The organism is Priestia aryabhattai (assembly GCF_023715685.1).
Classification (GTDB): Bacteria; Bacillota; Bacilli; order Bacillales; family Bacillaceae_H; genus Priestia; species Priestia aryabhattai_B.
This window is the reverse complement of the sequence record NZ_JAMBOQ010000002.1, coordinates 1143136-1158605: the sequence shown is the minus strand read 5'-3', so window position 1 is coordinate 1158605 and position 15470 is coordinate 1143136. Positions and strand designations below refer to the sequence as shown.

The 15470-nt window shown below is 33.1% G+C and carries 13 protein-coding genes and 2 pseudogenes; 9 read left to right on the top strand and 6 right to left on the bottom strand.

The features are described from left to right. Positions 1-38: 38 nt before the first annotated feature. Positions 39-1142 (bottom strand): GerAB/ArcD/ProY family transporter, encoded by a 1104-nt coding sequence (locus tag M3225_RS12950; protein WP_251394274.1) that lies wholly within the window; start codon positions 1140-1142, stop codon positions 39-41. A gap of 786 nt (positions 1143-1928) precedes the next feature. Beyond that, positions 1929-2645: an IS6 family transposase gene (locus tag M3225_RS12945; protein WP_251394272.1), complete on the bottom strand. Its 717-nt coding sequence runs from the start codon at positions 2643-2645 to the stop codon at positions 1929-1931. 400 nt (positions 2646-3045) lie between these two features. On the opposite strand from M3225_RS12945, the gene M3225_RS12940 reads away from it, so the two are divergent. Next, positions 3046-3540, top strand: coding sequence for a DinB family protein (locus M3225_RS12940; protein ID WP_251394270.1), 495 nt, complete (start codon positions 3046-3048; stop codon positions 3538-3540). 485 nt (positions 3541-4025) lie between these two features. On the opposite strand, the gene M3225_RS12935 is transcribed toward M3225_RS12940, so the two are convergent. Beyond that, the gene (locus M3225_RS12935; protein WP_251394268.1) at positions 4026-5030 is read right to left on the bottom strand and encodes a DUF3231 family protein; all 1005 of its coding nucleotides are present in this window, start codon (positions 5028-5030) and stop codon (positions 4026-4028) included. Positions 5031-5169: 139 nt separating this feature from the next. Continuing rightward, entirely contained in the window at positions 5170-5361 is a 192-nt protein-coding gene (locus M3225_RS12930) for a PepSY domain-containing protein (protein ID WP_308215740.1), read from the bottom strand. A gap of 1060 nt (positions 5362-6421) precedes the next feature. Here M3225_RS12930 and M3225_RS12925 point away from each other — a divergent pair. The 6 genes and pseudogenes from M3225_RS12925 to M3225_RS30015 all read left to right on the top strand — a co-directional run. Further along, the gene (locus tag M3225_RS12925) at positions 6422-7129 is read left to right on the top strand and encodes an IS6 family transposase (protein WP_251394264.1); all 708 of its coding nucleotides are present in this window, start codon (positions 6422-6424) and stop codon (positions 7127-7129) included. A 53-nt stretch (positions 7130-7182) separates the two neighbouring features. Then, a pseudogene (locus M3225_RS12920) lies at positions 7183-8007 on the top strand (IS3 family transposase); the annotation flags it as partial. 764 nt (positions 8008-8771) lie between these two features. Further along, positions 8772-9545 carry an alpha/beta fold hydrolase gene (locus tag M3225_RS12915; protein WP_251394262.1) on the top strand — a complete coding sequence of 258 codons (774 nt, stop codon included), beginning with the start codon at positions 8772-8774 and terminating at the stop codon, positions 9543-9545. A 1374-nt stretch (positions 9546-10919) separates the two neighbouring features. Further along, positions 10920-11147, top strand: coding sequence for an alpha/beta-type small acid-soluble spore protein (locus M3225_RS12910; RefSeq protein ID WP_251394260.1), 228 nt, complete (start codon positions 10920-10922; stop codon positions 11145-11147). Positions 11148-11574: 427 nt separating this feature from the next. Then, positions 11575-11784: an alpha/beta-type small acid-soluble spore protein gene (locus M3225_RS12905; RefSeq protein WP_061860438.1), complete on the top strand. Its 210-nt coding sequence runs from the start codon at positions 11575-11577 to the stop codon at positions 11782-11784. A gap of 73 nt (positions 11785-11857) precedes the next feature. Further along, positions 11858-11947, top strand: a pseudogene (locus tag M3225_RS30015) (DUF3231 family protein); the annotation flags it as partial. Between the two features lie 196 nt (positions 11948-12143). Here the strand turns inward: M3225_RS30015 and M3225_RS12895 are convergent. Together M3225_RS12895 and M3225_RS12890 are read right to left on the bottom strand one after the other, a co-directional pair. Next, a complete protein-coding gene (locus M3225_RS12895; protein WP_251394404.1) occupies positions 12144-12782 on the bottom strand; it encodes a spore coat protein in 639 nt (212 codons plus the stop codon). Positions 12783-13051: 269 nt separating this feature from the next. Continuing rightward, entirely contained in the window at positions 13052-13240 is a 189-nt protein-coding gene (locus tag M3225_RS12890) for a hypothetical protein (protein ID WP_251394258.1), read from the bottom strand. 656 nt (positions 13241-13896) lie between these two features. On the opposite strand from M3225_RS12890, the gene M3225_RS12885 reads away from it, so the two are divergent. Together M3225_RS12885 and M3225_RS12880 are read left to right on the top strand one after the other, a co-directional pair. Continuing rightward, positions 13897-14193, top strand: coding sequence for a putative quinol monooxygenase (locus M3225_RS12885; RefSeq protein WP_374109829.1), 297 nt, complete (start codon positions 13897-13899; stop codon positions 14191-14193). 277 nt (positions 14194-14470) lie between these two features. Then, a complete protein-coding gene (locus tag M3225_RS12880) occupies positions 14471-15184 on the top strand; it encodes a DUF421 domain-containing protein (RefSeq protein ID WP_251394254.1) in 714 nt (237 codons plus the stop codon). The last annotated feature ends 286 nt before the right edge of the window (positions 15185-15470 follow it).

Below are 15470 nucleotides of genomic sequence, written 5' to 3'. Positions count from 1 at the left end.
CCCTAATAATGAAGCGAAACCCCCATGTAAAAGAATTGCTAGTTCACTTTCTTTTTGAAATGATTCTTAACCATTAAAATAATCAGCATGCACAATAGAATAACGATGAGAAGAGGCAAGTTAAGATAGTAATCTAAAACATATCCTCCTTCTTCCCTTTGTTCTGAATAATTAGAGGCCATAGCCATTGATAAAAAGATTAGAATTCCGCCCAGTAGAAAAACGACTCGTTTACCATTTTCTAACTTAAACAAGTCTGTAATTCCAAGGATTGTACAATGCAAAAGGATAGATGCTTTAAAAAAGATAGTAATCAATAAAGTGAATACGACAATAGCATCTAACCTTTCAATAAAGTCAAATAGGTTCACCTTTCCAACGGTAGCTAATGTAGGGAAGGTAGATCTCTCTGCTACGTCCATACCTAGTACAGCAATATTTAGACTGGTGGTCCAAGCTAAGATCACACCACTACAAATTAAGGCTGATAACCATACCTTTTTCGTGAAGGTAGGACGATTCAAGGAAGGAAGCAGCATTGTAAAGACAAGCATTTGACCAAATGGGTAAGCAATAAGAGTTGGAAAAACTGTACTAAAGATCGGTCCCCATCCAACTTCAAGAAACGGTCGCAAATTATGTACATGAACTTCACTTGAAATAAAGACAAAAAAGTTCCCTGTTATCCCGAACAAGAGTAAAATTACAATAAAAACTTCTGCTGTTCTCCCCAATACTTCAGTTCCTAAACAGATTACATAACAAACGACTAGAACCAGTGGAACAATGACGGCGAATAAAGGGGTCTCTTCCAATGTAGATGAAACCAATAAGTCGCCTAAATCCCGTACATTTCTTGCAGCAATATACAAAAAATAAAGACAGTATAACAAGCCAATAATCCACCCTACATATCTTCCAAGTATTTTCCTAACATATGTAGTAAATGGAATTGTTGGATATTGACGATACAAAAAATAATATATGAAAAATAGGATGATCCCTCCACACATACCTAAAAGAATCGCCAGCCATGCAGCTTTTCCAGCATCTACTCCATAACTGACCACCACTGAAGTTCCCAGTTCAAAGATAAACATGAGGGAAAAAAGTTGAATAACACTTATTTTTGTCCTTTCCATTCATCAAAAACTCCCTTCTTTGCTCGTTCTCACTGGATATTTATTTGTATATATGGAATTTATTTGTCATATCTATCCGGCGGATAATTATTTATACACTCACATGGATTTCATCAAAAACTCTTTTTCTGATGAGATATCTCTACCTTTCTGTATATATTCTTCGGCAATATTAGCCTTTTCTAAAAATTTTGTTGTTTTTGCTCTTTTTTTACTGTAATTTATCTTCATTCTAAACCTGTCCACGTCTCTTTTTCAGTTCAAACTCTGATCTCTCTACTGCTAAAATTTAGTATATATCTAGTATAGATAAGAATACGATTATGATATACACAGAAAGTACAAATAGAGCAACCTCAAAAATTGCTCTATTTATTGTATAAACATTATTTATGGGAGGATATATATAATAATTAGATGTAATATCTAATCGTGTGCGAAAAATGTTTTTTCTAAAGAAGATACAATAGATACTATGTGTATATCTTAAAAAATAATTAAAGAATGAAGAGAAACAAAAACTTCATAAAAACAATAATTATCTTTACTGAGAAAAAACCGCCTGTTTTAGAAAAGAAGCAGGAGGTTTTTATTTGACGAGTTTCCTCCATTCATTCTTCCGAAAAACGTTCGTAAAATTTTGTTTATTTTAGAATACGTTCGTAATTTATTTTTAAACTTAAACGAACGGTAAAAATAATAGATCTCTTATATAAAAGAAAAGGGTTCTGGTGCAAGAAATGTTAGTTAGAAATATAGAGTAGCAGTTTCTTCTACATTTCTGACTTATGAAGCTAATCCAAACAGCCTGTGAATAAATTCTTTTTGATTTTGGACAGACTTGTCCCGTAAAACAAGTTGCCCTTTTTTAATCATATGCATTGCTTCTATTCCAGAAATAACGGACTTCGCTGAGTGAAAGGACTTTAATCCTAACATTGAACGAACTCGCTTTTTAATAAACCGATGATCTTGTTCTATTACGTTATTCAGATACTTCACTTGCCTTACTTGGATGCCTACGGGCATCTTTTTTTCGTTCTTCAGCTCTTCAATCGATATAGGATAGGCAGGATTCTTATCGACTGTTATAACACGAGGCATTGAAACATGAAAAGACCGCAAAGCTTTCTTAAAGAATCGCTTTGCAGCCTTGTGGTCTCTTGTTTTACTTAGATAAAAATCAATGGTATTTCCTTCTGAATCAACGGCCCGGTACAAATATATCCATTGCCCTTTAACTTTAATATACGTCTCATCTACTCGCCAAGAATCGTTTGTTTTCTTAAGTTGACGACGAATTCTTTTGTCCATTTCAGGTCCATATTGATGTACCCAACGCATAATCGTTGCGTGAGCCATAGATAAACCACGTTCCTCCATCATTTCCACCAAATCACGAAAACTGAGGTTGTACCGTAGGTACCATCTTACCGTTGATAAAATGATGTCAGGCTGATAATGTTTCCATTTGAATGAAGATTGATTTGCCACACTGATCATGCTCCTTTTTTTAGGGTAATAGTATCAGTATGTCCAAGATTTAGAGATTACTTGCAATTGCCCTGAAATTTTTGCACCAGAACCTTATTTGTCTATATTAAGTACAAATGATGAAACGTTTAACATTCAATAAATAGTTTAATGTTTACTCATAAGATTAAGGGGTTTTATAACAATCAAATAAACAAAAATATTTTCTTCTAATGTAAAAATGTATAGTTTTTATTTCTTAAACAAATGAAGGATAGGGATTGAATGAAAAAGGAAAATAACTTTATATAAGAGAATGTATATTAGTGGAAATGAAACGGGTTTATGACATTTTCAACAAGGCATCTTTACATAATTTTGATTTTTCTTGTGAATAGATCCGAAATTTTTTATAAAGGGGATGGAAATCATGTTTCACGCGAAAGATGTTTTAGCTGATCAACTGTTAGCAAATGCTAATGATCCTAGCTGGTACCAACCATTTTCAGTTTCTATTAAAGACTTGTCAGAGGAAGAAGCTTTTTGGAAGCCTAACAAGGATAGTAATAGTATTGCTGAAATTGTACAACATCTACTTTATTGGAATGAAACGTGGCAAACTAGGTATCAAAAATCTCATGTCAATGCAGTACCTTCTATAGGAAATAATAATAAAAGCTTTATAATTCCGGAAAATCAAAAATTTGATCATTTAAAAGATCGACTATTAGAAGTACTGTTACAATGGAAAGAGTTATTAACTGAAGAAAAAATTGAAAAAGATGTAAATGGTTTTTCTGAGCATGTAAAGTGGTGGGAGGTACTTGGAAATATAACTACTCATAACGCATATCACATTGGTCAAATCATTTATATTCGGAAACTACAAAAGAGCTGGAAAGAAGATAGTAGTAAAGAGGATTAATCGAAGTCGATAATTTATGTCTCTGAATGAAATGGAGCATAAAATTCTCTTTTTTATGTAGAACTTATTATTTAGCAAAAGCTCAAAATGTTGATAAATCAACGATGTGTAAATGATAAATTTAGAACTTAAGAGAGCTCTTATGTATTGAACTCCACCTCAATAATTGGACAAAATCTAAAAAAAGACACGCACAGTTAAACTGTGTTGTCTTTTTTGAAACAATATGGAATAACATATATAAATACACAATGCTTATATTAGAGTAGGCATTTTTATTAATGATTCTAACCTATCGTTAGCGTTTTTCATTAACGATGTAACTCTAAATACCACAGTAAGTAATGCTGATAATAAGCTTATAAGTATATCCAAAATATATCCCTCCACATTGTAATTTAGTGTTAGATATAACACTAGGGTTATTATTAATTTAAAAGTCAAATTTATTCCAGTAAATTGATTTTTATTTCAATCTTCGATATTTACTTTTTTATTATTTTAACCCGATCTTCCATTTGTGGTGGTTCTTCTAGCCATCCGTTTTTAATCATTAGTTTAATTCCTTCGTCTGCGTAGAAATAAATATCCTTGGCAATTAAGGCTGCTTTTAGAGATACATCATTCCTTAAACCAAAAATTGTCCCAAAACTACTTCCAACAATTCCAAATCCATTGAGAAGGTAAACGCAAAACATCATGAGTTTATCAGAAAATGGAGCAACAGTAGAAGTAGTTACTGTGCTTCCAGAAGTCGCAGAGAACTGAACGTCACTTTCTAGTAGAATTTCTTGATAAATCTTTATTTGTTTCTTGGCAAGTTCTTTTCCTTTAATAAAATAGTCTTTTGCCTCTTTATTCTCTGCACATTGTGCAAAACCAGTAATCAACTGCATCCCAACATTATTGCACTCAACCCCGTGGTGAAGAATGCCTAACTCATTGTGATTCAAAGCCCTTTTGTCACTAAAAGGCTGAAACCCCTTCAAATAGCTTTTATCCTTAACGAACTCAATTGTTTTAGGCATTGTCGATTTTGGTGGAAGGGTGAGAATTCCTTTTTCAAGTAAGTAAAGTGTAGCCAATTTATAAATTTTATGAGTGACAGTAGTAAGTCCTGCATAAATCGCTATGACATCCTTTCGATATGCCATATTCATATTTATTGTGTACATACCCATACTAACCTCTTTTAAAATACGAAGAAACATTATGTCAAATCCATTATCGTATAAGTTGGGAGCATCTAAGTTAACATCTACACTCGTGAATCCAATAGGAACTGCGATTCCTTCATTCTCAAAAATCTGCTTTATTTCCTTAATATAAAAATGCAGTTCTTGCCATAAGCCTCCCATAATATTCTTAGCTTCCTGGTCATCCGCTTTTGCCAAGAAGTATTCTAAAATCCTGAGAATCATTGATTTTTCCTGATATGTAAGCCAAAGTGTTCCGATTTCAGGAGCACTTATTGGGTTTTTATCATCCAAAATGGTTAACCTCCTTCGGTCATTTCATCTCATTTTTTCCTATTGGTATAAAAATATTCAAAAACACTCAAATGGAAAAAGGTTAGCATTAAGCTAACCTTTTAAGAGATAAAAACAAAAAGACACTTTCGATTTTTTATCAGTCATTATCTTGTTCTACTTTTATAACAGCGCCTGTACTAGCATTGTTTTCTACTTCATAAATTTGATTTTTATCCGTCATAATGAGTACTTCATATTTTATTACACCATCATCAGAATCTAAGTCTATATGAAGTACTCTTCCTTGTACTTGTTTCAAAGCAATTGATTTAGCTTGTTCTGCACTAATAGCTCTCTGTACTTATACTATCACCTTTTGAAAAAAATCCTTCTCCGACCGAGGAAGCAGCATAGCTACTATCACTTTACTACACAGCTTTTTGTTCATTTTATTTATTCTCCTTTACAAACTTGATTTTAGTATACTGGTTAGTTTGTTAAAGATTCACTAAATTATATATTTCATAAAATCTAATTACGAAACAGAAAAAAGCTACTGAGCCCCAGTAGCTTTTCTATTTTTAAGCTGTATAAGAGGTGCAAATTTAGTTGACATAATCACTCTTTCCGGAACCCAACAAAAAAGAGAACCCTTTGGGAGTAATTATCTAAGGAACATAGTTCATATATTAATTTCCTTAAAAGCTACCTCCTCTGCACACAGAGATAGCTTTTTATTTATTTGATATTTATATGGCAAATTTAATTAAGGAAAGTTCCACAAAAAAGGGCTATCTCAAAGATGAGATAGCCTTTTTTTGTAGAACTTGGTGATCTTAGATTAATTGACTTATGATGATTAAGTTGTTCATTTATTATTATACTGTATTTTGTCTGACAAGTCGACATATCACTATGAATTTTCTAAAAAAAATTGCATAGATTATGCAACCTTGATTAGGAAACATCATGTTTTTCAAATGTCTTGAACATAAGAACTTTTACCTTTCAAGTTCTTGTTCTTGCCGTTTATTTCTCTTCTGAATACCGCCAATACGTTGAATAAAAGCAACATTCGAGACTTCTCTAAATGCTTTAAGGCTTTCTCCACCTCCCCATTTTGATGGAAAACATAAATATTTAAATCTTGCGTTATATCCTCTACTGGTTCCTTTAAAACCTCATGAGCAATAGCAATGATAATAAATCACTTCATCTCTCGCATAACAAAAACGACCATTTTTGTTACTGAGAACTCAAAAGTACAATGAATCTCTGGGACCCCTAATATTGTTGTAACAAAAATATTCGTTTTTGGGTTCTGGTGCAAAAATTTCAGGACAATTGCAAGTAATCTCTGAAACTTGAACATACTGATACTATTATTCTAAAAGAAGGACGTGATCAGTATGGAAAAGCAACCCTTATTTAAGTGGAAACATTATCAACCCGATATCATTTTGTTAACGGTAAGATGGTACCTACGGTACAATTTAAGTTTTCGTGACTTGGTAGAAATGATGGAGGAACGTGGATTATGTATGGCTCATACAACGATTATGCGTTGGGTTCATCAATATGGTCCTGAATTAGATGAGCGAGTACGGCGCCATCTTAAGCCAACAAACGATTCTTGGCGGGTTGATGAGACCTATGTAAAAGTAAAAGGACAATGGATGTATCTCTATCGTGCCGTTGATTCTGAGGGAAATACCATCGATTTTTATCTAAGTAAAACAAGAAATAAACAAGCAGCCAAGCGCTTTTTTAAGAAAGCCTTGGCTTTTTCGCACGTTTCTATACCTCGTACGATTACAGTAGATAAAAATCCTGCCTATCCCATTGCTATTCAAGAGTTAAAAGAAGAAAAAAAGATGCCTCAAGGCATCCAAGTAAGACAAAGTAAATATCTAAATAACATTGTAGAGCAGGATCATAGGTTTATTAAGAAGCGTCTGTCTACAATGTTAGGCTTAAAATCGTTTCGTACAGCAAAAGCCATTATTTCTGGAATAGAGGTCATGCATATGATAAAAAAGAAACAGGTTTACCAGGAGGTGAAGTCTGTCCCAAATCAAGTCAGGTTCATTCACCAACTATTTGGAATAGCTTCATAAGATTGAATACCAATAGGACACTATATACCTCTTTCAAGCAAATACAATCTTTGCACCAGGACCAGGTCGTCGACCTTATCAAAGTAGCTAGAATCGCTCGTAGTACGTATTATTATTGGATAAAAGCCTTTAAGCGCCCTGACAAATATAAAGAAGTTAAAGAAACCATTCATCATATCTTTCATAAACACAAAGGGAGGTATGGTTATCGTCGTATTACGCTAGAATTACACCGTCTAGGCTATCTTATTAATCATAAGACGGTCTGTCGATTGATGAAAGAGCTAGGCTTAAAGTGCCTCGTTCGGCTCAAAAAGTATCGTTCTTATCGTGGGAGAACAGGAAGAATCGCTCCAAATATCCTTAAACGTGATTTTAAAGCATCTAAACCAAATGAAAAATGGGTAACTGATATCACAGAGTTTCACCTATTCGGAGAGAAGCTTTACTTATCGCCTATTTTGGACCTTTTTAATGGGGAAATTATCTCCTACCATATCGACAAGAGACCTGCATTTTCACTGGTCACTACGATGTTACATAAAGCATTTGACTGTTTAAATGAGGGAGACTGCCCTATTCTTCATTCTGATCAAGGATGGCACTACCAAATGACCAAATATCAGCATTTATTGAAGGGAAATAACATTACTCAAAGCATGTCCCGTAAGGGTAACTGTTTAGATAATGCGGTTATTGAAAACTTCTTTGGTCTATTAAAATCAGAGTTACTCTATCTACAAGAATTTGAAAGTATAGAACAGTTCAAACAGGAATTAGAGGCCTATATCCTATATTACAACCATCTACGAATAAAAGAAAAATTAAAAGGATTGACCCCTGTAGAATACAGAATTCAATCCTCATTAGCTGCCTAAATAACGTGTCTAACTTTTTGGGTTCAGTTCAAGCATGGTCAGTAGTTTTTTCTTTTTTTGTATAGTCGTTTTATGTAAGGAACATACTAATGTAGAGGTCAATATATGATTTCAAAACAACTTCTAATTACGCACTATTTACGGAAAAGACTCCTGATTAGGCACCAGGAGTTTTTCTTTTTTTATACATAAGTTATCGATAGTTTGAACAAACTAAACAAGACGCTGTGATAGAGTCATTTACGACTACAATTCAACGAATGGGAGAAGACCATCTCTTTTGACTGGGAAGAGATGGTCTTTTTCTATTTTTAAACTGTATATAATATATAGGCGTAGTTAGTGTACTCACAATTATTAGAAATAAGGCAACAAATACATTTAACATGAATAAAGCACGAAAACTTGATCAAACTATTGAATAAATGGAGAGGTGTTCATTCTCAATTTCTCATTGTGTACTATAAGCAACCTATGAAAAGAGCTTCCCTTAGGCAGACCGGGGAAGTTCTTCTCTTTATATGATACATTTTTAGTCATCACGATTAATCTTACTAGAAATCTTCTTAGCAAGAATAAAATATTTTTTATAGTGAATATAGTCTCTCCATAGTAAATAATGAAAATTTTATTGATTTTAAACGCTTGAGAACCCATAGGAAATTGTATTGAATTAACTGTCAGATAGAAAAAGATTATAACTTCGTAAATTACATTGTCCTTAACTAAAAAGTATTCATTAGCTGATTTTGGAGTGAAAAATAATGACTTTTACTGAAACAAACACTGATCACTATTTGTATTATGAAGAGTATGGACAGGGTGCACCTGTCATCTTTATTCATCCTCCCGGACTAGGAAATAAAGTTTTCCAGTATCAACATGAGTTAGCCAAACATATGAGAGTCATCTTTCCAGATTTAAGTGGTCATGGAAGAAGCTCAAAAGCTAAACACTCTGTATCAATCTCTTTCTATGCAAACGAATTAGTGCATTTTATGGATTCGCTGCATCTAGACAAGGTCATTCTATGTGGTTATTCTGCTGGTTGTCTAATTGCTCAAGAGCTAGCTATCAATCATTCTCAGCGAATTGAATTATTAATACTTTCAGGAGCTTATCCTATAGTAAGAGATGTACCTGGACAGCTATTACATAAAACAGGAATGTATATGGTAAAAGAACACTTAAATATCTTAATAAAAGGCCTTGCTATAAGTCATACTCGAGACAAGACACTAAGAAGGAATTTAATTAGTTACATGAGGAAATCAGACCAGGAATCCTGGTATCAGTATTATAATCACTCATTACACTATAACTGTTTAGACAAGCTTCATCACTTAACGATGCCTTTATTGTTTATATATGGCGGAAAAAAGGATTGGACTACTCACTATATGAAAGAGTATAAAAATAAGTGCAGACATGCTGAATTCGTTGTTTTACCACATCAGGGTCACCAACTGCCTACCAAACAGTGGACTCAGTTTAACGAGTTAATTACAGGATTTGTCTTAAATAGATCTCATTTATAAAACAAAAAGAAAAGACTACTGAGCTAAGTCAGTAATCTTTTCTAACCATAAAACGTATCACATCAAGTCGATGCCTCACGGCGTCTTGAGTAGTTTGCTCTTAGTAAGACAAAACTATACTTTTACGGACAAGATATTTAAATCTATTACAAGATGTTAAGGTAACTATTATCGTTAGCAAAAAAAAGAAAGCTACCCCATCGTTGCAGGACGGATAGCTTTTAGTGAATTTATAGGCTTCAATTCATAAAAAAGTCTGCATAATTGTACAACAAATTTATAAATAAGGAAATATAAGACAACCTTGAGCATATGTATAAAAGGCAGCCTTTCTATACATTCTTTCTTACCTTATTCTTCAGAGCAAACCTTGCATATCAAGGATGTATAAAAAGTTGCATAAAAAAAGAAACGCGTGCTCAATTGAACCCTACTCCCATGAGGGTTCTTTTTTTTGGTCTGTTCTGGAAGAGGTAGTATGTTAATTAAGAAGTATACGGTATGTAGCCTAAAACAGAAAAACCTACCCAATCTAATTGTTCAATTAGTTTTTTGAGGTAGGTTTTTCTTTTAGTGGAATTATAAAACCTCTTTTATTTTTACTACTTGTTATAAAGATATGTTCATTTACTCTTTTTATAACCTGTACTAACGTATAAAACCAGCTGAAGAAGTAGTTCTTTCGCTGGCTTTATACGAGGTGTATTTATTTAATGCATCATAGCATCGTGAATAGTTTGTGCAAATTTATTATGTATTATAAAAAGTAGTTCTTTAAAAAATAAGATATTCATATGTTTTAATTAAAGCTTGTAAACAATCTTCTTCCTTAGGAACTCAACATTCACAGGTAAGAAGAAAATAAACTGACTATTCATCGTATAGTGAGTTTATTTTGATTAGCTTAGCAATTTATCCGTAAAAAACCCTACTGGACCTCATCAGTAGGGTTTTCTATTACTAAGAAGGTAGTTAGTGAATGAACTTCACTTTTAAAATAGTTTGCTCTATAACTTATATAATATACATTAAATTCCCAATAAACATTATGCTATAACTAATTGGCACACACAGGTTATCTTTGAGGTTAGGGTCCCTTTCTGAATAGGAAAGGACCCTTTTCCTTTTATTTTCTTAATTCATGAGATATAAAAAAAGGATTGCAATAGTAATTGCAATCCTTCTTCCACATGGCAAATAGTATTTTTACAAGGAAGTGAAGGAAATATCCTCCCCAGTTTGCATTGAGAACTTAATCCATCACGTTCTTTATTATCACAAAATAGGTGTCTTTTATTCAGCCAATACTTCCCTTGTATACAGGTAAGGCTAAAACACATGCTAAAAGTATACACATGGAGGAGGTGAAATGATATGGCAAACAACAGTGGAAGTCGTAATCAATTATTAGTACGCGGATCTGAACAAGCGATCGATCAAATGAAATATGAGATCGCTAACGAATTTGGTGTAAACCTTGGTGCAGAGGCAACGGCTCGTGCAAACGGTTCAGTAGGTGGGGAAATTACAAAACGTCTTGTAGCTACAGCTCAACAACAATTAGCTGGTGGTTTCTCAGGACAATCAGGTACTTCTCGTTAATTTTGAGGTGTACACTTAAATTTCATACCCTTTATGGCTTTAGCTACCTGCTTATAGAGCAGGTAGTTTTTTTTTTTTATTCACAAAAAAGAGGCTACTGCGCAGAAGTAGCTTCTTTTCCTATCGTTATCTCGATTTTAAAAAACGTGAAATAGGGATCACCTTTATCACTATTCGAAAAGAAATTAATTTTATACATATGAGCATGAAAAAAGAATGACAAACGAGGTGTCATTCTTTTTCCTACACATGGCAAGTGCATAAATTTTATCGCAAGGAAATGAAACATGTAATTCCACTTTTTACAGCGTAATTTGTTTCTACCCTTTAGTATGGTCAACGGACGAGGATTTACCCATCCATTAATTACCAGGTATGTACTCCTTGTATAATAGGAAACTTAAGAAAAACAAGGAGGTGACACAACATGGCAAACAACAAAAGCAGCAACAACAACGAATTATTAGTACGTGGTGCTGAACAAGCAATCGATCAATTAAAATACGAAATCGCTAGCGAATTTGGTGTAAACCTTGGTGCTGATACAACTTCACGTGCAAACGGATCAGTAGGTGGCGAAATCACAAAGCGTCTTGTACAAATGGCTGAGCAACAACTTGGCGGAGGACGTTTCTAAGATAACTTTATAAAGTGATGGCTATAGGAAGAATGGGAAACCATTCTTCCTTTTATTATAGAAATTTTCTATTACCAGTGGTGGAAAGTTTCTACGACTTAATAAGGAAAAAGGCTGGTTAATTCCACCTCCTCTTCATAAATCAAAAAGCACAGATTGTTAACCATTAGCTTTCTGTAAATACAAAAAGATGTTCCCTCGGAAATAGGAACATCTTTTTTATTTTCGTCAAATCACATTATGGTAATTTAAAATATACATTATACTATTGTCTAAAGACAGAAAACTCCTGGGGCCAATCAGGAGTTTTTACTGCATATATTGAACTAAAGAGTGGAGTCTTTAGCCACTTCTTTATGTTAATGGGTAATATTATTATTTGGCATTTGCGATTGACCTTGGGCAGGTGCAAATGCATTGACCATTTGCTGCATGTCTTGTTGGGCAAGCTGTGGTACTTGGTAATAATGGTGTTTATTTTGATATAGAGATATTTCATACGCCATCTCAATGCAATTTGGAACAGAATCAGCTAACACACGGCGTACAACAGGATTAGTTGTTTCAAGAGCTGCCATCGTTTTCATAGGCGCTGATGCTTTTACGGCACCAAGCATGAGGCTAGAAATACACTCATCTGTTATTTCTGACGCAGATTGTAATGGTTTCTTAGGCTGAGAAGGCTTAAGTCCATATACAAAATCATTGCCTTGTTTCATTTTATAACTCTGTGTAGGCGTTGAAGGATCTTGTCCTGTTTTGAAGCATTCTACCGTTGTGTTATATTCCTGTTGAATAAATTGAAATTGGCGATTCAGGATATCTTTTAGTTCTGGATCTTTTACGTGTGGGCTTAATAATGTGTATGTGTTTAATGTATCGATTGCTCCTGTTAATACTTCTTGTACATCAAACACTTCGTGTCCTCCGTGGTTCATTTGGGGAGGGACATTTCCCGTATGCATATTTTGATGTGTTTGACCTGGTTGATTTTCCATCATGTAAAATTCCTCCTACTTGTACTAGATTATGTATCGTCGTTAGTTTGTATAAAGAGAGGAAAATTATTCATATATCTTATATATGATGATGAAGCTTCGACAAAAAAAGCCCTCGAAATAGATTTCAAGGACTTAATATATGGAGTGAGAAATACCTTATAAGATAATTATCTTATATCGAATAAGGTATTTTCACAAGAAAAAAATTTATATAATCTTTGTTATAGTAACTACGATGTTTGTATCAGAATATCAAAAGTAAATTTTTATTCTTTATCGTTTCTTGGCGCAGCATTAGAAACCATAGAAACGTCTCCAGTATAATACTTATGCGGATAAGGATCAGAAGGCTTAGTAGGCTTTGTTACAAACTCTTTCTCAGATTCACCCAATTCGGTTTCATCTGTATTGTTATCTAATGCCTGTTCTAAATCATTTGATTGATTATCACCCATATAAAATTCCTCCTTTTAATTAAACAATGCTCATTAGGGATAAGTTTTTTAATAACCTGGATATAAACCCCATTTTTATTTTATACTTTCCTGTGCCTTTTCTTCATTTAGTATATATTTCAAATCAATATTTATTACTTTTTTGAAATTGTGAACGATTTATTTATGCCTAGAAAATCCATTATGGTAACTAAAAATAGATACTTTTACGAACGAGATATTCCTACCTATTACACGATGTTAAAGTAGTTATTATCGTTAACAAAATAAAAAGCCACCCAGTGTTTGCAGGACAGGTGGCTTTTTACTATAAAATGTATGTATAGACACATAATAATATATTTTTTCTCAAAATACTATATTTTAAAAGACTAGCATATGTATAAAGTGCAGACTTTTTATGCATTCACCTCCTACCTGGGTGTCGAGAAAACGTAGTCATATCAAGGATGTATAAAAAGCTCCATATTGGAGAGAAATCAACTCTTTAAGAATCCTTCTACGCCAAGGATTCTCTTTTTTTATGTGTACCGGAAAGAGAGATTTTTTAACTAAAAACGTTATACACTGTGTTTTTAGATCCTTCCTTTAAAAAAATGGAATATTTTTCTTGGTATACTTCTGAGAAATGTTATAATGATAAATTAAAAGAAACTATGAAAGAGGGGAATCTGATGCATTACATAACTGCATGCTTGAGAATTATTAGTGATAGGGACCTTAATGAAATAATAGGAGAGTTCAAAAAACTTGAGGAAGAAACTAATAAAGAAGAAGGATGTATTAAATTCCATGCTTATCCTCTTGAACCATCAGAACGAAAAATAATGCTTTGGGAGATTTGGGAAAACGAAGAAGCTGTTAATGCCCATTTCACCAAACCACACACCAAAAATGTTCAAAAACAAGAATTAACAGAAGTAGAATGGATAGTTAAAAGTAATGTAAATTAACAAAAAGGCGCCATAAGGTGCTTTCCAAGTTGACATGAACTCCTTCTTTTTCTACATGTTTTTAGAAAAACAATTGTCATTTTATTTTTTAATATAAAATAATGCTCCACAAACCCATTATTTTATGACCATTCAGGAAGGTACCATTTATAAGTTGCAAAAAGCCCTTGATAAAAGGGCTTTTTAGCATGACTTTACAAAAAAATTTATTTATGTATGTTTTATATCTTTAATGTTAAAAAAAAGATAAGAAGAAAAAATTAAAAGGAGTGAATAAATGGTTGAAACTTTCGAAGTCATAATTCGTACTCTTATAGCGTTTGTTTTACTTATATCTATTGCTCATCTACTTGGAAAACAAACTATTGCTCAAATGACTTATCATGATTTTATTGCTTCCATTACGATAGGATCTATTGCAGGAAATTTGACATTTAATACGTCAATACGTTTTAGTCATTTTATGATTGCATTAATCATTTTTAGTGCAATTATATTCTTTGCGACTTTAGTTTCATTGAAGAATAGAAACGCCAGAGCATTACTTAATGGAGAACCTACGGTAGTTATACAGGATGGGAAAATACTTGAAAAAAATATGGAGAAATTAAAATTTACAATGGATTCATTAAATCAAGCCTTGAGGAAAAAAGATATATTTGATATTAATGAAGTAGAATACGCGCTTATTGAAGCTGACGGACATTTATCAGTATTGAAAAAACCACCCTATAGAAATTCAACTAAAAAAGACGTAGGGATTTTTATTCCTACGGCATCAGCTTTTCCTATTGAGTTGATTATGGACGGTCAAATTATTGATAAAAACTTCGCCCAAAATCAATTAAAAAAAGACTGGATATTTACAGAATTGAAGCATCGAGGATTGGCTTTACCTGATGTGTCATATTGTGTACGGGGAACAAATGGGCAATTGTACTTTGATTTATATAAAGACGAGATTACTTCTCCCATTGATACAGAAGTATAAATAATAAAATACAGGTACGCATTACAGGTCTTTTTAGTTAGCGTAATTGGTCTTATAAGAAGGAAGAGCTCTCCGAATTTTAAAAGTGGGTTTCGGGAGCTTTCTTCGCGTTTCCGAGAACATGAATTATGTTAAGTAGAAGCGAACATGTATGTTCATATTTAGAGAGCATTAGGTTCAAAAAAATGAACATGGTATTCTCTAATATTTCATAGCTTATGAAACGTTTATGTTTAAAATTTGAAACATTTTGTTTCATGAATAAAAGAAAAAGCAGGCTTAAGCC